Below are 13,110 nucleotides of genomic sequence, written 5' to 3'. Positions count from 1 at the left end.
GTGTAGCGCCAATTTTAGTCCTCCAAACAGACTAGGAACTTTTGTGTTTGCGCATCAGCACCTGACAGGAGGATTTATTGAAGCAGGGATTGGTATATTCGGTTGTATTGGCTTCAGCTGCCATGACCCTTCCTGCAGCCGCACAGGAATACGCGGTTGCTACACTCACGCCGAATGGGAGTATTGAGCGAACGACTTACGGCGGAGAGCGTCCTGACGCGTTGTACGAAGCTGGCTCCATCGGCAAATTTGCGTGTACCATTGCCGCACTCCGGCTGGTAGATAGCGGCTACCTGATGTTGGATTCTTCGGTCGACAGCCTGTTGCCTGAATTCGCCAATACTCCAATTGCTTCGATTACTCTTCGCCAGCTTTTGGCGAGCCGAAGCGGTTTGACCGATGGCTTGCTGCCCGCATTCGGAGCAGATCCTGCGCGCGTCATGGCCACCCCGGATGCGCAAACGGCAACTGCCAATTTCGCCGCCGGCCCATTGGCATTCGAACCCGGCACCCAATGGTCGTATGATCTTGTGAATTGGGTAGTTGTTCAGGCGATAGTCGAACGCGTCACCGGGGAGCCGATAGCACAAGTGCTAAACCGAAACGTGCTTAGTCCTGCTGGCATGGGCGCTAGTAAGATATTTGTAGGCAGGGTTGGTGATGCGGGTGCGGTACCGGTCAACACCTCTCCGCCGTTACCAACTTTTCTGACATGTGCAGGGGGGCTTGCGGCGACTCCATTAGACCTGATCGCGCTGTTGCGCTTTGCTCATATGGGTGGATTGAGTGAGACGAGTCTTGCCGAGCTGATGACGGTCCACACCGTTGAAGAAGACTACGCGCTGGGTGGACGATTTATCAGATGGGACGGGGCAGGCGAAACGCGCCTGATGAGTTGGCAAAGCGGGAGTAACGGGGCGTATAAGTCTCTTGCTGTGTATGACCCGCTTAGCGACACCGGCTTTGCTGCCATGACCGCGCAAGATGACTGGGAAGAAATCGAATCAGCGCGCGAAGAATGGCTGGCACAATTGAATGATTCTGATCTCATAGACGCCAACCCTGCCAGCTAAGCTCCATGCCCACCATCATGACTCACGCCATTGTCCCGCTCGCGCTTGCTGCGGCGGCTGGTCCCTCGCGCATCGCACCCAAGGTGGCGCTGGTGGGAGCGGGGCTGGCGATGCTCCCCGACGCAGACGTGATCGGCTTCGCATTCGGCATCGAATATGCCGATCCTTGGGGCCATCGCGGGGCGACGCATTCGCTGGTGTTTGCCACACTTACCGCTGCCGGCATCGCGCTGGTATGGAAGCGGGCGCGCAGCCTGTGGGCCTTTTTCTTCCTCGCGTTGGCTATGGCGAGCCACGGGCTGCTCGATACGTTTACCGATGGCGGACTTGGCGCGGCCCTGTGGTGGCCGTTCGACAATGCCCGCGTGTTCGCGCCCGTTACCCCGGTTCGGGTTTCACCCATCGGTGCGGACTTCTTCTCTGCGCGCGGGCTTGAAACACTATTGTCCGAGCTGGTGTGGATCTGGCTCCCTTGCGCTGTGCTGGCCTTTGCGGGATGGAGATTGCGCCATGCAACTCCCCCTCGGCCCTGACCCGCGCACGCAACGGCTTGCGAGCCTTCACGCCACGCTGATCGCGCATTTCGGGCGGATCGTCCGGCCCGATGACAAGCGACGCGATCCGGTGTGGACACTGGTGCAGGGGGTAATCGGAGCGCGGACCAAGACGGCGATCTCCAACGCCAATACCGATCGGCTGCTCGAAGCCTATGGAACATGGGAAGGTGTTGCTGCGGCTCCCGAAGAAGAGCTGGCGGAGCACCTGCAAACCGCAACCTTTCCCGCGCTTATGGCCGAGCGGCTGAAGGCGTGCCTGATGCAGATTATCGAGGAGCGCGGGCAAGTCGATCTGCGGCACCTCTCCAACCTGCCCACCGAAGAGGGAATGGAGTGGCTTGAAACGCTGCCCGGTGTCGCGCGCAAGATCAGTGCACAGGTCGTCAACACCAGCATGTTCAATCGCCGTGCGCTGGTCATCGACACCAACCATCGCCGGGTGATCCAGCGGATGGGGCTGGTGCCGCCCAAGGCCGATACCACACGTGCCTACAACGCGCTGATGCCGGTTCTGCCCGAAGAATGGTCTGCCGGAGACATTGACGAGCATCACTTGCTGGTGAAGAGGGTGGGGCAGGTTTATTGTCGGCCGAGTATGCAGAAATGCGATGCCTGCCCGATGCGGAACGATTGCCAATATGCCGCGCGTGCGGCGAGAGGATAACAATGAGCTGGCAAAGCGGCTCGAACGGTACCTACAAATCAATCGCAGTGCTGGATCTTGGCTTCGGTACCGCTTTTGCTGCCATGACCGCTCAAAACGAATGGACTGCAATTGAACCACGCGTGCCACCTGGCTCGAGGCCATGAGAGAGTAGCGGAGGGCTTGCGCCACTCGTATTCGTCAGCTCTCTGCGGCGTCGGCGTCATCTGCAGATAGTAGCTGGCTTCGGATGATATGGACCATTTCGGTGAGTATCTCGTTTGCTTCCGGGTTGACGCGATTGGTCACCACGTAGATGCCCATATCCTCCTCCGGAAACAGGATCATCACGTTGCGCACATTCGCGTATCCGCCATCATGGCGAAAGCTTGTCGAACCAGCCGGGCGATCGATATTCCACCAGAATGACGCAATCCGGTAGTCCCATGCGAGCTCATGCAAAGGCACATGAGACAGGCGCACCGCTGGATTACGCTCACTTAAATGAAATTGCATGTACCGGATTGTATCCGGCAGCGGTGCCTTGGCAGCGCCTTCCGCTCCTCCCATGGGCCAGACTGGCCACGGATCGATCCGTTCTCCGCGTTCATTGTAGCCACTGGCCAGTCTGGCCAGTGCATCGGGTTCCGTCATGGCTAACACCGTGTCATTCATTCCAGCCGGGCCGGTGATGAATTCCGCCACCAGTTCATCCAACGAGCGATCGTATACGCGCTCAAGGATTAGAGCAGTCAAATTGGTTCCGAGATTGCTGTAGTTGAACTCCTGGCCGGGGACGCTTGCCAATTCAAATCCGCGAAGATTTGCGAAAAACTTCTCACGGGTCATGCCCATTTCCACATCGCGAAACGTTCGCCACGCTATCCCACCGGCATCGTCTCCTGGAGCCGGTTGGTCTAGGTTTGCAGGCAAGGGATTATTGCTCGGCAAGCCGCTGGTATGGGTCAGCAGGTGACGGACAAGGATAGGCTGTCCATCCCGCTCCAGGTTGTCAAAGCCGGGCCCAAGATATTCGCGAATATCGGTATTAAGAGAGATATTCTCATCGAGTATCGCTTGGGCCGCCAGCGTTCCGATGAATGTCTTTGTGATTGAACGCAATTCGAAGATGGTTCGATCATTGGCAGTTTCGGGACCGTCCCGATAAAGCGGGCCGGCATGCACTGTTGCTGAGCGGCCATTGTGAACGACACCGATCGATACAGCTTCCAGTCGGCCTTGCGCGATGAAATTGTCCGCAATTTGCTCGATCAGCTGGGTCTCCCGCGCTTCCATTTGCGAATCTACCGCCTGCGCGCGGACCGGAATATCCCCGATGGTCGCTCCCATCGAGAGAGCGAGTGCCAAAGTAGCCGCGAACGCATTCTGCATGTGTCTCTCCTTCTCCCTTCACGATAGGCAAAAAAACGCAAATGGGAATGCCTATTTGGATAAGGCACAATTGGACCAATTGCCGGAAATCTCGCTGTCGATGCACCGCAATACATCTACCCTTCGGCCCCGATCCGCGCACTGGTAATCGATGGGCATCATCGCTGGGTGATGCAACGGACGGGCTTCGCCCCTAAAAAGACCGACACCACGCGCGCCTACAACGCGTTGATGCCGGTTCTGCCCGAAGAATGGTCTGCCGGGGACATTGACGAGCATCACTTGCTGGTGAAGAGGGTGGGGCAGGTTTATTATCGGCCGAGTATGCAGAAATGTGATGCCTGCCCGATGCGGAACGATTGCCAATATGCCGCGCGTGCGGCCAAGGGGAAGCGATGAGCTGGGATGACTATTTTGCCGAAGATGCAGGCGCGGACGAGGCTGAAACGCGGGGCAAACCGCGCACGGAAACTGTCGGCTGGACGGTGCGCTGGCCGGGTGCGGGTGATTCCATCTGGGCGCCGCCCAAGACCTTCAGCCGGTCTGACCCCAAAGCGGCCTCCGCCAAGAGCATCCAGGCCTGCCCCGCAGCGGTGGACTTTGACCGGCGCCATTTCGTGGTGCCGTGCCCCGTCGATCTGACGCTGAAGTTTGAAAAGAACGCGCAGGGCCAGATCCAGCTGACCGATGCCGATGGCGAGCAGTCGGGTATGCGCCCGCAAGGCCGCGCCAACCTGTTTATCGTCCAGCCGCCGAATGAATGGCGCGATCCCAACCGCCCGATTGTGCAGTTTACCGCGCCCTACGTCTTCGTGGCGGACAGTCCGTGCTACGTGGTGCAGACCGCGCCGTACCTGCATTACTTTCCTACGCCGCGCCCCGGCGTGCAGATGGGCGGACGTTTTCCGATCCATATCTGGCCAAGGCCGCTCGCTTGGGCGTTTGAATGGTATGACATTTCCAAGCCGCTGGTGCTGAAGCGTGGCGAGCCGTGGTTCTACGTCTCGTTCGAAACGGAAAACCCTTCGGCGCGTGTACGGCTGGTCGAACAGGAAATGACCGAGGAGCTGGAAAGCTACGTCAATTCGATCACCGACGTGTCGAATTACGTCAACAAGACCTACGGCCTGTTTGCCGAGGCACAGCGCATGCGCCCCGCCAAACTGGTCAAGCCCAAAGGCGGGTGATCAGCGGCGCTTAGCCGTCCGCTTCTTCAACCTCGGTATAAGGTACCCAGTCTTCAAGGAACAGAACGCCGGAAAAGATGCCCGTACTGCGGTCAATCGTGCGCGTCACATCGTGGCGGCACAACTGGCTGCCGTAACGCTGGATGATCGGAACATCCCATACGCCCAGACTGTCCGGATTGCTGGCGCGAGCCACCCACAGCGTGTTACCGCGGCGGTAGGTCAGGCCGACATGGTCGACCACGCGCAAACGGTTGGAATTGAAAACGCTGATGCAGCTTTCGGCTTCGCCCGAGACTTCATAGCCGTCCACCACTTCGGCAAAAGCGGCATCGGAACGCTCGCCATAATCGCGGTCTTGCGCGGCAGCAGGAGCGGATAGAGCCAGTGCGAGACCGGCGGCTGTGACTTTCAACATGTGCTTCATAGTCATTCTCCAAGGCTTACCACGTTACACAATACCACTGAACCTAGCCTGACTCTTGAGATTGCAGGCGGTCTTCATGATATTCGTTCGCGCCGGAGAAGCGGTTACCCGGCCGCAGCATCCGGCACATTGCCATCGTCGGCAGGTCCGCCTTCAAGCACAAAGCGCCGGTCGCAATAGCCGCAATCGACATAGCCCTTTTCGTCGATCTGCATCCACACGCGCGGATGGCCGAGGCTGGCGGGCCTGTAGTTCTCGCCGCCGCGAATGTCTCCGGCGCCATCGCACCAGACGCGGGGAGTATCAACGATAGTAGTTTCGGGTGCATTGCTCATGAGGACAGCCTCTATCGCTTTACGTCGCAGGCGAAAAGCCCCAAAGAGCACGCCGTATGACTGAAGCCGCCATTGAAATCCGCGATCTGCAAAAGACCTATGCCGGGACCAAGAAGTCTCCGCCCAAGCATGCGTTGAAAGGCGTCAGCTTTGATGTGCCGCAGGGTCAGGTGTTCGGTCTGCTCGGCCCAAATGGGGCGGGTAAATCGACGCTGATCAACATCATGGCGGGGCTGGTCAACAAGACCGGCGGCAGCGTGAAGATCTGGGGCCACGATATCGATGCTGACCATCGCAATGCAAAGCTCAATATCGGCATCGTCCCGCAGGAAATCGTGTTCGATCCGTTCTTCACCCCGTTCGAGGTGCTGGAGAACCAGAGCGGCATGTACGGCGTCGCGAAAGCGCTGCGGCGCTCTGAAGAACTGCTCAAGGCCGTGCGGCTGGAAGACAAGCGCGATGCCTATGCCCGCACGCTCTCGGGCGGGATGAAGCGGCGGCTGCTTATTGCAAAGGCGATGGTCCACTCGCCGCCGATTCTGGTGCTTGATGAGCCAACCGCCGGTGTCGATGTGGAACTGCGCAAGCAGCTGTGGGAGCTGGTGAGCGAGCTCAACGCAGAAGGCGTGACAGTGGTTCTCACCACGCATTACCTCGAAGAAGCCGAGGAGCTGTGCGAGCGCATCGCCATCATCAACCACGGCGAATGCATCGCCAACAAGCCGACCCGCGAACTGGTCGGCATGATGGGCGAGAAGATCGTGCGCGTGAGCGTCGACAAGGATCTCGCCGGTCCGATTATCGACGAATGCATCGTTCGCTCCGAAGTGGTCGAGCCGCGCGTGCTCGAAATGACCTATGACAAAGGCTGCACCAGTGCCGGGCAGGTGCTCGCGAAAGTGCAGGAGCACGGCTACGCCATCGAGGACGTGACCACGCGCGAAGCGGACCTTGAGGATGTCTTCGTGCAGCTGACCGCGCCATCGGAAGTCTCAGCCTGATGGAGCATGACGTCCTCATCATCGGCTCGGGCGCGGCGGGGCTGACTGCGGCGCTTACGCTTGCTGAGAAGGGCAAGGTGCTGGTGCTCGCCAAGGGCAAGCTCAACAGCGGCTCCACCGCCTGGGCGCAAGGCGGGATCGCCGCCGTGCTCGATGCGGGGGATACTTTTGACAACCACGTCCGCGATACGATGGTGGCGGGTGCGGGGCTGAATGATCGCGAGACGGTCGAGTTCGTGATCGAAGGCGCGCCGCGTGCGATTGACCGGCTGTGCGAGCTGGGCGTGCCGTTTAACCGGGATGCAGGTGACTTGCATTTGACGCGCGAGGGCGGACACTCGCATCGCCGCATCGTGCATGTGAACGATGCCACGGGCTGGGCGGTGCAGGCCGCGCTGCTCAAGGCGGCAGAGGAAAATCCCAACATCACCCTGCTGCCGCACCAGAGCTGCATTGACCTGATCACCGGACGTCATGCGGAAAAGTATTCAGGCTCGGGCCGCGTATGGGGCGCCTATGCGCTGGACGAGGCCAGCGGCGAAGTCGTCGCTCACACCGCCAAGGCTACGGTCCTGGCGGCGGGCGGCGCGGGCCGAGTGTACCAGTTCTCCACCGCTCCACGCGGCGCGACGGGTGATGGCATCGCCATGGCCTGGCGAGCGGGCGCGCGCGTGTCCAACATGGAAATGATGCAGTTCCACCCAACCTGCCTCTACAATCTGGAGGTCAAAAACTTCCTCATAACAGAGGCGGTGCGCGGTGAGGGCGGACGGCTCTACCATCCTGAAACCGGCCACCGCTTTATGGAGGATTACGACAAGGAGCGGATGGAGCTTGCCCCGCGCGACGTGGTCGCCCGCGCCATCGATGACCAGATCAAGCGCTACGGCCTCGACTACGTCCATCTCGATATCAGCCACCAGCCTCCCGAATTCGTGAAGGAACACTTCCCGACCATTCACGAAAAGCTGATGGGCCTGGGCATTGATATGACCAAAGGTCCGATCCCCGTCGTGCCTGCACAGCATTACACCTGCGGCGGGGTGGTGATTGACCTGAATGGCCGCACCGATCTGCCCGGTCTCTATGCTGCGGGCGAGGTGACTGAGAGCGGACTGCACGGCGCCAACCGCCTTGCTTCCAATTCACTGCTCGAATGCTTTGTGTTCGGCGAAGCAGCAGCGAAAGACATCCTTGCGCACTGGGACAGCTTCGAAGCGCCCCCCGCGATCAAGCCGTGGGACGAAAGCCGCGTGACCGATTCCGACGAGGAAGTAGTTATCAAGCAGAACTGGACCGAGATCCGCCGCATGATGTGGAACTATGTCGGCATCGTGCGCACGACCAAGCGACTCGAACGCGCAGGCAACCGCATCGCGCTACTTGGTGAGGAGATCGAGGACTATTACGGCCACTTCCGCGTGACCACCGACCTTATCGAACTGCGCAACCTGCACCAGTGCGCCGACCTGATCGTGCAAAGCGCATTGAAGCGCCACGAAAGCCGCGGTCTGCACTTTATCTTGGACTACCCTGAGATGGACGAAGCGCCGATCGATACGGTGCTGGTGCCATGATTGAACGTGTGCTCTGGGCGCTTTTGGCCCTGCTTCACGTGGTTCCGGCATTTGCCTTGCTCCGGCCCTCTCTGATCTCTCAGCTCTACGGCGTCGATGCAGGCGGGCCGGTGTTCGCTTTGCTTCATCACCGTGCGGCACTGTTTCTGGTGGTGTTCGTTGTTGCGCTTTGGGCAGCCATCGACCCTGCTGTGCGCAAACTGGCCAGCATCGCTGTTTCAATCAGCGTCGTCTCGTTCCTTGTGATTTACTGGCAAGCCGGTGCGCCGGTGTCTCTGCGCACCATCGCTATAGCCGATTTGGTGGGACTGCCAATCTTGGCATGCGCAACGTGGTTGGCTTGGCGCGCGCGGTAAGCGCCCCTCAATCCCCCCATCATCAGCATAAAGACGAAAGCAAGGAAGGTTCCGCCCAGGAACAGCGTCTAGCTCTGCCCACCCGACACGGTGCTGGTGCCCTAGCCCGCTGCCGAGGCGAACCAGGCGCTCATGGCTTCGCTCAGCTCGGGCGAATAGTAGAGAAACTCGGCCGGTTCGTGGCGCCATGCGGTGCGATGGCTCTCGAAGGCGATGAACAATTCGCTTTCAGCTGACGGTTGGCCATAGGCTTCGCGCATGGCGGCGATGGCCGAATCCTCTTCTTCCGGCTCGACCATCACCCACACCATTTGCAGCCGGTCATCGCCGATCACGAACTCGGCGAAGCGGGGCGCGCCGAAATGATCGAGACCGGCGCAATCGATTTGGACCTGCTCCGACGCATTGGGTAGAAACGGCGGACTGATCTCGCGAACGGTCAGCCCGTCTGCACACTTGCCTTCCAGAGCCCCCTCAACAGCTTCGGCACTCGCGCCCCATTCGACGGATTGGGGTAGCGAGACTTCCTGTGCGAAGGCAGGGCTGCTGACAGCAAGGGCAAGTGTCGTAATCGTATAGCGCATGAGAGATCCGTAATGCTGTGTCCGCACAATGCAGACTGATTACGTGACCATGCCCCAGCGCGGAGGCTTTGGGTGATCTACTCGACTAATACACAAGCGGTAGCGACCAACGACTTGCCACCTGTGATCCTAGTCCCCCATCATCAGCATGAAGACGAAAGCGAGGAAGGTTCCGCCCAGGAACAGCATCCAGCTCCAGTAGAAGCTGAAGACAATGCCGTATTCGGGAAAGTTCACCGGCACGCGGTGGACATTGAGGATCCCGCCTGTCGCCCCGCCCGACCCGATGAACAGCGCAACCAGAATGGCCAGCAAGGCTCCGAAGGGAATGGCTTTGAGGAAGGCAATCATGAGGGCACCCGTTATGGTTTGCGTTTTGCACGGAGCTTTAGCGCGAATGGCCAATGCGTCCAGACTTGGGAGCCGCGCGGTGGACAATTCGAACGAAAATTTCAGCTTGTGATTCTTTTGATTCAGGCGCCGGGCATTTTGAATCCCGATTGTGAAACTGCACAGATTTTTTTCCGCAGATTGATTTTACCCCTTGCGCTCCGCGCGACCCAAGGATTCTCCACGCGTCGCGGCGTATTGAGTCTATAACACACCAGCAAAATCGGGTGCTCATGCGCGGTAAATCGACATTAACCCTCTTGCGTGTGGAATCGGTCTGATTCACTATGGGTTGTGGTCGCAACTGCGGGGCAACCTACTAGACCTTGTTTTGAACGCGAACGTGCGGATTCGCACGACGGGGCCGGATTCGGCTTATTTGCGGGGGAGCAGGCGGGTCGGCTGTGGAGCAGGCAGTGGGCGACACGTTGATGCGCGGGGGATAAATTATTGCCTCTGCGCGGGTGTGAATTGGGCTTGTGAAGGACTACATAAGGGGCACTTCCCCGAGTCGAACACAAGTAGAACAAGAACAAGGGTGGCTGCGGGAAAATTCCGCAAGTCGGCCATGACAGGACGGGATACGGGGCCAATGGAATTTCGAAACGGAGACGATGCGGCAATGGGACTGGACGAAACGATCGCGAGCAATGCTCCGAACAAGGCCGCACCCGAAAAGAAGGCTCCGAAGAACAAGACAAAATCTGAGGCAAAAGCAGTGAGCATGGACAAGAAAGACGCCGGATCGGAAGAGCTGGTTGCAGAAGCCGCCGCTGAAGCCATGGCTGAAGCTGCCAAGGCTGCGGTGACCGAAGCGGCCAAGCCGAAGGATGATTCCAAGAGCATCCTGCCGCGCCGTTTTGACGTGCAGATTGACGAATCGCGCGATGCCAACCTGACCGAATTCGGCAAGGAAACGCTGACCGACCGCTACCTGCTCCCGGGCGAGAAGTATCAGGACCTCTTCGCGCGCGTCGCGGACTATTACGCTGACGATGCCGAGCACGCCCAGCGCCTGTACGATTACATTTCGAACCTGTGGTTCATGCCCGCCACGCCTGTTCTCTCGAACGGCGGCACCACGCGCGGCCTTCCTATCAGCTGCTACCTGAACTCGGTTTCCGACAGCCTCGACGGCATCGTCGGCACATGGAACGAGAATGTCTGGCTAGCGTCCAAGGGCGGCGGCATTGGCACCTACTGGGGCAATGTGCGCGGTATCGGTGAACCGGTCGGCCTCAACGGCAAGACCAGCGGCATCATCCCGTTCGTGCGCGTGATGGACTCGCTCACGCTGGCGATTTCGCAGGGCTCGCTGCGCCGCGGCTCGGCTGCCTGCTACATCGATGTGCACCACCCGGAAATCGAGGAATTCCTCGAAATCCGTAAGCCTAGCGGAGACTTCAACCGCAAGGCACTGAACCTGCACCATGGCGTACTCATCACCGACGAGTTCATGGAAGCCGTGCGCGCGGGCGAGAAGTTCGAGCTCAAGTCTCCCAAGGACGGCAGTGTGCGCGGTGAAGTCGATGCGCGTTCGCTGTTCCAGAAGCTGGTCGAAACGCGCCTTGCAACGGGTGAGCCCTACATCGTCTTCGCCGACACGGTGAACCGCATGATGCCCAAGCATCACCGCGATCTCGGCCTCAAGGTTTCGACCTCCAACCTGTGTTCGGAAATCACCCTGCCAACCGGTGTCGACCACCTCGGCAATGACCGCACGGCGGTGTGCTGCCTCTCCTCGCTCAACCTTGAAAAGTGGGACGAGTGGAACGGCGACAAGCAGTTCATTGAAGACGTCATGCGCTTCCTCGACAACGTCCTGCAGGACTATATCGACCGTGCACCGGACGAGATGTCCCGCGCCAAGTACTCGGCCGATCGCGAACGGTCGGTTGGTCTCGGTGTCATGGGCTTCCACTCCTTCCTCCAGTCCAAGGGTCTCGGTTTCGAAAGCTCGATGGCGAAGGTGTGGAACCTGAAAATGTTCAAGCACATCCAGGCCAAGGCTTCCGAAGCGAGCATGCTGCTGGCACAGGAACGCGGGCCGTGCCCCGACGCAGCCGAAATGGGCGCGATGGAGCGCTTCAGCTGCAAGATGGCAATCGCGCCGACCGCCTCGATCTCGATCATCTGCGGTGGCACCAGTGCCTGCATCGAGCCGATCCCGGCGAACATCTACACCCACAAGACGCTATCGGGCAGCTTCGTGGTGAAGAACCCGCATCTGGAAAAGATCCTCGACAAGAAGTCGAAGAACTCGACCAACGTCTGGAACTCGATCCTCGAGAAGAACGGTTCGGTCCAGCACCTCGACTTCCTTTCCGACGAGGAAAAGGCTTCGTTCAAGACGAGCTTCGAAATCGACCAGCGCTGGCTGCTCGAATTCGCCGCCGACCGCGCCGAATATGTCGATCAGGCACAGAGCCTCAACCTGTTCATCCCCGCCGATGTCGACAAGTGGGACCTGATGATGCTGCACTTCCAGGCATGGGAAAAGGGCATCAAGTCGCTCTACTACCTGCGCTCGAAGTCGGTCCAGCGCGCAGGCTTCGCCGGCGGTGTGGAAGCGGACAACACCGCCGATGCGCAGAAGTTCGAGCTGGCTGCAGGCGAAAGCACCGATTACGATGAGTGTCTTGCCTGTCAGTAGAGCTGGTTCGACAGCCCGAACAGAAGAATGGCGGCCAATTGGTCGCCATTTTTCGTTGGACGTCATTGCGGATTTGATGCGTGTGTATTACATGGGTGATACAGCTTGGAGGAAAATCAATGTACCGTCGTATCGCCGTTGCCACTACTTGCATTCTCCTCCTCTCCGCCTGCGCCTCACAAATCGACGCGGGCGTTTCAGCAGAGGCGAGCGCGCCGGGTTTCTGGTGGGGGCTTTGGCACGGATTCATCTTCCCCTTCGCGTGGATCGGATCGCTATTCGATCCCGATATCGCTGTTTACGCGGTGCCCAATTCTGGCGGCTGGTATGATTTCGGCTTCTTCCTCGGCGTGACCGTGCTCGGCGGCGGCAGCGCGTTCGGTTCGAAGAAGCGCAAGCGTTAGTCTAATTTGCGATTACACTGAAATAATACACTTATTTCTTCTGCCACTGCATTTGAAATGCGGTGATAGGTAAGCCTTTGCTAACCAATCCTGCGCTATGGCGGATGCTATGGGTAATAGAGCCAACAAACGTTTTCCGACGCACCACGGATACGGCGATGTAGGGATATCGCGGTTCTTTGTGCTGTATGTGGCGCAGGTCGCGTGGTTCGGCCTTGGCATCTATCTCTATTCGGATGCCTTCTGGCCTTCGACCTGCACGCCGGAAAACGTGCTCGAAATCTACGGTTGCTCGATGCGCCTGCCGGAAAACGGCGGCTGGCGTGAGGCGGCCTTGCTCACCTGGCTGTGGGCGACGCCGATCCTGATTCTGCTCGAAATCAGCCGCCGCATGGCGAAGGAAGAGCGGTAGGCGAGGGCGCCAATCTCGCGGTGCCAACCCCAACGCAATAATCTGTCAAAAATTCCCCGGCTTATCCACGAAACAAAGTCCGGTCTTGCTATCGAATCGGCGCTGTGATTCCCTATATG

General features: G+C 59.1%; 15 protein-coding genes. 10 read left to right on the top strand and 5 right to left on the bottom strand.

Annotated features, from left to right (window positions below; all coding sequences use genetic code 11):
* The first annotated feature begins 122 nt into the window (after positions 1-122).
* The 3 genes from OOZ52_RS06380 to OOZ52_RS06370 are packed head-to-tail and all read left to right on the top strand — an operon-like array spanning position 123 to position 2,294.
* The gene (locus OOZ52_RS06380) at positions 123-1,073 is read left to right on the top strand and encodes a serine hydrolase domain-containing protein (RefSeq protein WP_274697665.1); all 951 of its coding nucleotides are present in this window, start codon (positions 123-125) and stop codon (positions 1,071-1,073) included.
* Positions 1,074-1,078: 5 nt separating this feature from the next.
* A complete protein-coding gene (locus OOZ52_RS06375) occupies positions 1,079-1,606 on the top strand; it encodes a metal-dependent hydrolase (protein ID WP_274697664.1) in 528 nt (175 codons plus the stop codon).
* Positions 1,584-2,294, top strand: coding sequence for an endonuclease III domain-containing protein (locus OOZ52_RS06370; RefSeq protein ID WP_274697663.1), 711 nt, complete (start codon positions 1,584-1,586; stop codon positions 2,292-2,294). The genes OOZ52_RS06375 and OOZ52_RS06370 overlap by 23 nt, the downstream gene beginning before the upstream one ends.
* 180 nt (positions 2,295-2,474) lie before the next feature.
* On the opposite strand, the gene OOZ52_RS06365 is transcribed toward OOZ52_RS06370, so the two are convergent.
* Positions 2,475-3,665, bottom strand: coding sequence for a serine hydrolase domain-containing protein (locus tag OOZ52_RS06365; protein ID WP_274697662.1), 1,191 nt, complete (start codon positions 3,663-3,665; stop codon positions 2,475-2,477).
* Between the two features lie 395 nt (positions 3,666-4,060).
* On the opposite strand from OOZ52_RS06365, the gene OOZ52_RS06360 reads away from it, so the two are divergent.
* Positions 4,061-4,852, top strand: coding sequence for a hypothetical protein (locus OOZ52_RS06360; protein WP_274697661.1), 792 nt, complete (start codon positions 4,061-4,063; stop codon positions 4,850-4,852).
* Positions 4,853-4,862: 10 nt separating this feature from the next.
* Here the strand turns inward: OOZ52_RS06360 and OOZ52_RS06355 are convergent, their stop codons facing one another.
* Both OOZ52_RS06355 and OOZ52_RS06350 read right to left on the bottom strand, forming a co-directional pair.
* Entirely contained in the window at positions 4,863-5,285 is a 423-nt protein-coding gene (locus OOZ52_RS06355; RefSeq protein WP_274697660.1) for a hypothetical protein, read from the bottom strand.
* Positions 5,286-5,383: 98 nt separating this feature from the next.
* Positions 5,384-5,614 (bottom strand): zinc-finger domain-containing protein, encoded by a 231-nt coding sequence (locus tag OOZ52_RS06350; RefSeq protein WP_274697659.1) that lies wholly within the window; start codon positions 5,612-5,614, stop codon positions 5,384-5,386.
* 56 nt (positions 5,615-5,670) lie between these two features.
* Between OOZ52_RS06350 and OOZ52_RS06345 the strand changes: the two genes are divergently transcribed.
* The 3 genes from OOZ52_RS06345 to OOZ52_RS06335 are packed head-to-tail and all read left to right on the top strand — an operon-like array spanning position 5,671 to position 8,548.
* Positions 5,671-6,615, top strand: a complete 945-nt coding sequence (locus OOZ52_RS06345; protein ID WP_274697658.1) for an ABC transporter ATP-binding protein — start codon at positions 5,671-5,673, stop codon at positions 6,613-6,615.
* Entirely contained in the window at positions 6,615-8,192 is a 1,578-nt protein-coding gene (gene nadB / locus OOZ52_RS06340) for an L-aspartate oxidase (RefSeq protein ID WP_274697657.1), read from the top strand. Before OOZ52_RS06345 ends, nadB begins: the two co-directional genes overlap by 1 nt.
* On the top strand, positions 8,189-8,548 hold the full coding sequence (locus OOZ52_RS06335; RefSeq protein ID WP_274697656.1) for a hypothetical protein: 360 nt from the start codon (positions 8,189-8,191) through the stop codon (positions 8,546-8,548). The genes nadB and OOZ52_RS06335 overlap by 4 nt, the downstream gene beginning before the upstream one ends.
* A gap of 101 nt (positions 8,549-8,649) precedes the next feature.
* Here the strand turns inward: OOZ52_RS06335 and OOZ52_RS06330 are convergent, their stop codons facing one another.
* Both OOZ52_RS06330 and OOZ52_RS06325 read right to left on the bottom strand, forming a co-directional pair.
* On the bottom strand, positions 8,650-9,132 hold the full coding sequence (locus tag OOZ52_RS06330) for a hypothetical protein (RefSeq protein ID WP_274697655.1): 483 nt from the start codon (positions 9,130-9,132) through the stop codon (positions 8,650-8,652).
* A 129-nt stretch (positions 9,133-9,261) separates the two neighbouring features.
* Entirely contained in the window at positions 9,262-9,483 is a 222-nt protein-coding gene (locus OOZ52_RS06325; protein WP_274697654.1) for a hypothetical protein, read from the bottom strand.
* Between the two features lie 631 nt (positions 9,484-10,114).
* On the opposite strand from OOZ52_RS06325, the gene OOZ52_RS06320 reads away from it, so the two are divergent.
* The 3 genes from OOZ52_RS06320 to OOZ52_RS06310 all read left to right on the top strand — a co-directional run bounded on the left by OOZ52_RS06320 (position 10,115) and on the right by OOZ52_RS06310 (position 12,991).
* Positions 10,115-12,175 (top strand): ribonucleoside-diphosphate reductase subunit alpha, encoded by a 2,061-nt coding sequence (locus OOZ52_RS06320; RefSeq protein WP_274697653.1) that lies wholly within the window; start codon positions 10,115-10,117, stop codon positions 12,173-12,175.
* Between the two features lie 119 nt (positions 12,176-12,294).
* Positions 12,295-12,579, top strand: a complete 285-nt coding sequence (locus tag OOZ52_RS06315) for a hypothetical protein (RefSeq protein ID WP_274697652.1) — start codon at positions 12,295-12,297, stop codon at positions 12,577-12,579.
* 109 nt (positions 12,580-12,688) lie between these two features.
* On the top strand, positions 12,689-12,991 hold the full coding sequence (locus OOZ52_RS06310) for a hypothetical protein (RefSeq protein ID WP_274697651.1): 303 nt from the start codon (positions 12,689-12,691) through the stop codon (positions 12,989-12,991).
* Positions 12,992-13,110 lie beyond the last annotated feature (119 nt).

This window comes from Aurantiacibacter sp. D1-12 (assembly GCF_028858515.1).
Taxonomy (GTDB): Bacteria; Pseudomonadota; Alphaproteobacteria; order Sphingomonadales; family Sphingomonadaceae; genus Alteraurantiacibacter.
The sequence above is the reverse complement of the archived record's forward strand: the minus strand, read 5'-3'. Positions and strand labels throughout refer to the sequence as shown.

Excerpts from the sequence above, each read along its gene's own strand:
- OOZ52_RS06365 (WP_274697662.1), bottom strand. The coding sequence starts at position 3,665 with ATGCAGAATGCGTTCGCGGCTACTTTGGCACTCGCTCTCTCGATGGGA.
- nadB (WP_274697657.1), top strand. The coding sequence starts at position 6,615 with ATGGAGCATGACGTCCTCATCATCGGCTCGGGCGCGGCGGGGCTGACT.
- OOZ52_RS06360 (WP_274697661.1), top strand. The coding sequence starts at position 4,061 with ATGAGCTGGGATGACTATTTTGCCGAAGATGCAGGCGCGGACGAGGCT.
- OOZ52_RS06375 (WP_274697664.1), top strand. The coding sequence starts at position 1,079 with ATGCCCACCATCATGACTCACGCCATTGTCCCGCTCGCGCTTGCTGCG.
- OOZ52_RS06315 (WP_274697652.1), top strand. The coding sequence starts at position 12,295 with ATGTACCGTCGTATCGCCGTTGCCACTACTTGCATTCTCCTCCTCTCC.
- OOZ52_RS06330 (WP_274697655.1), bottom strand. The coding sequence starts at position 9,132 with ATGCGCTATACGATTACGACACTTGCCCTTGCTGTCAGCAGCCCTGCC.
- OOZ52_RS06325 (WP_274697654.1), bottom strand. The coding sequence starts at position 9,483 with ATGATTGCCTTCCTCAAAGCCATTCCCTTCGGAGCCTTGCTGGCCATT.
- OOZ52_RS06380 (WP_274697665.1), top strand. The coding sequence starts at position 123 with ATGACCCTTCCTGCAGCCGCACAGGAATACGCGGTTGCTACACTCACG.
- OOZ52_RS06345 (WP_274697658.1), top strand. The coding sequence starts at position 5,671 with ATGACTGAAGCCGCCATTGAAATCCGCGATCTGCAAAAGACCTATGCC.
- OOZ52_RS06335 (WP_274697656.1), top strand. The coding sequence starts at position 8,189 with ATGATTGAACGTGTGCTCTGGGCGCTTTTGGCCCTGCTTCACGTGGTT.
- OOZ52_RS06355 (WP_274697660.1), bottom strand. The coding sequence starts at position 5,285 with ATGACTATGAAGCACATGTTGAAAGTCACAGCCGCCGGTCTCGCACTG.
- OOZ52_RS06310 (WP_274697651.1), top strand. The coding sequence starts at position 12,689 with ATGGGTAATAGAGCCAACAAACGTTTTCCGACGCACCACGGATACGGC.
- OOZ52_RS06320 (WP_274697653.1), top strand. The coding sequence starts at position 10,115 with ATGGAATTTCGAAACGGAGACGATGCGGCAATGGGACTGGACGAAACG.
- OOZ52_RS06370 (WP_274697663.1), top strand. The coding sequence starts at position 1,584 with ATGCAACTCCCCCTCGGCCCTGACCCGCGCACGCAACGGCTTGCGAGC.
- OOZ52_RS06350 (WP_274697659.1), bottom strand. The coding sequence starts at position 5,614 with ATGAGCAATGCACCCGAAACTACTATCGTTGATACTCCCCGCGTCTGG.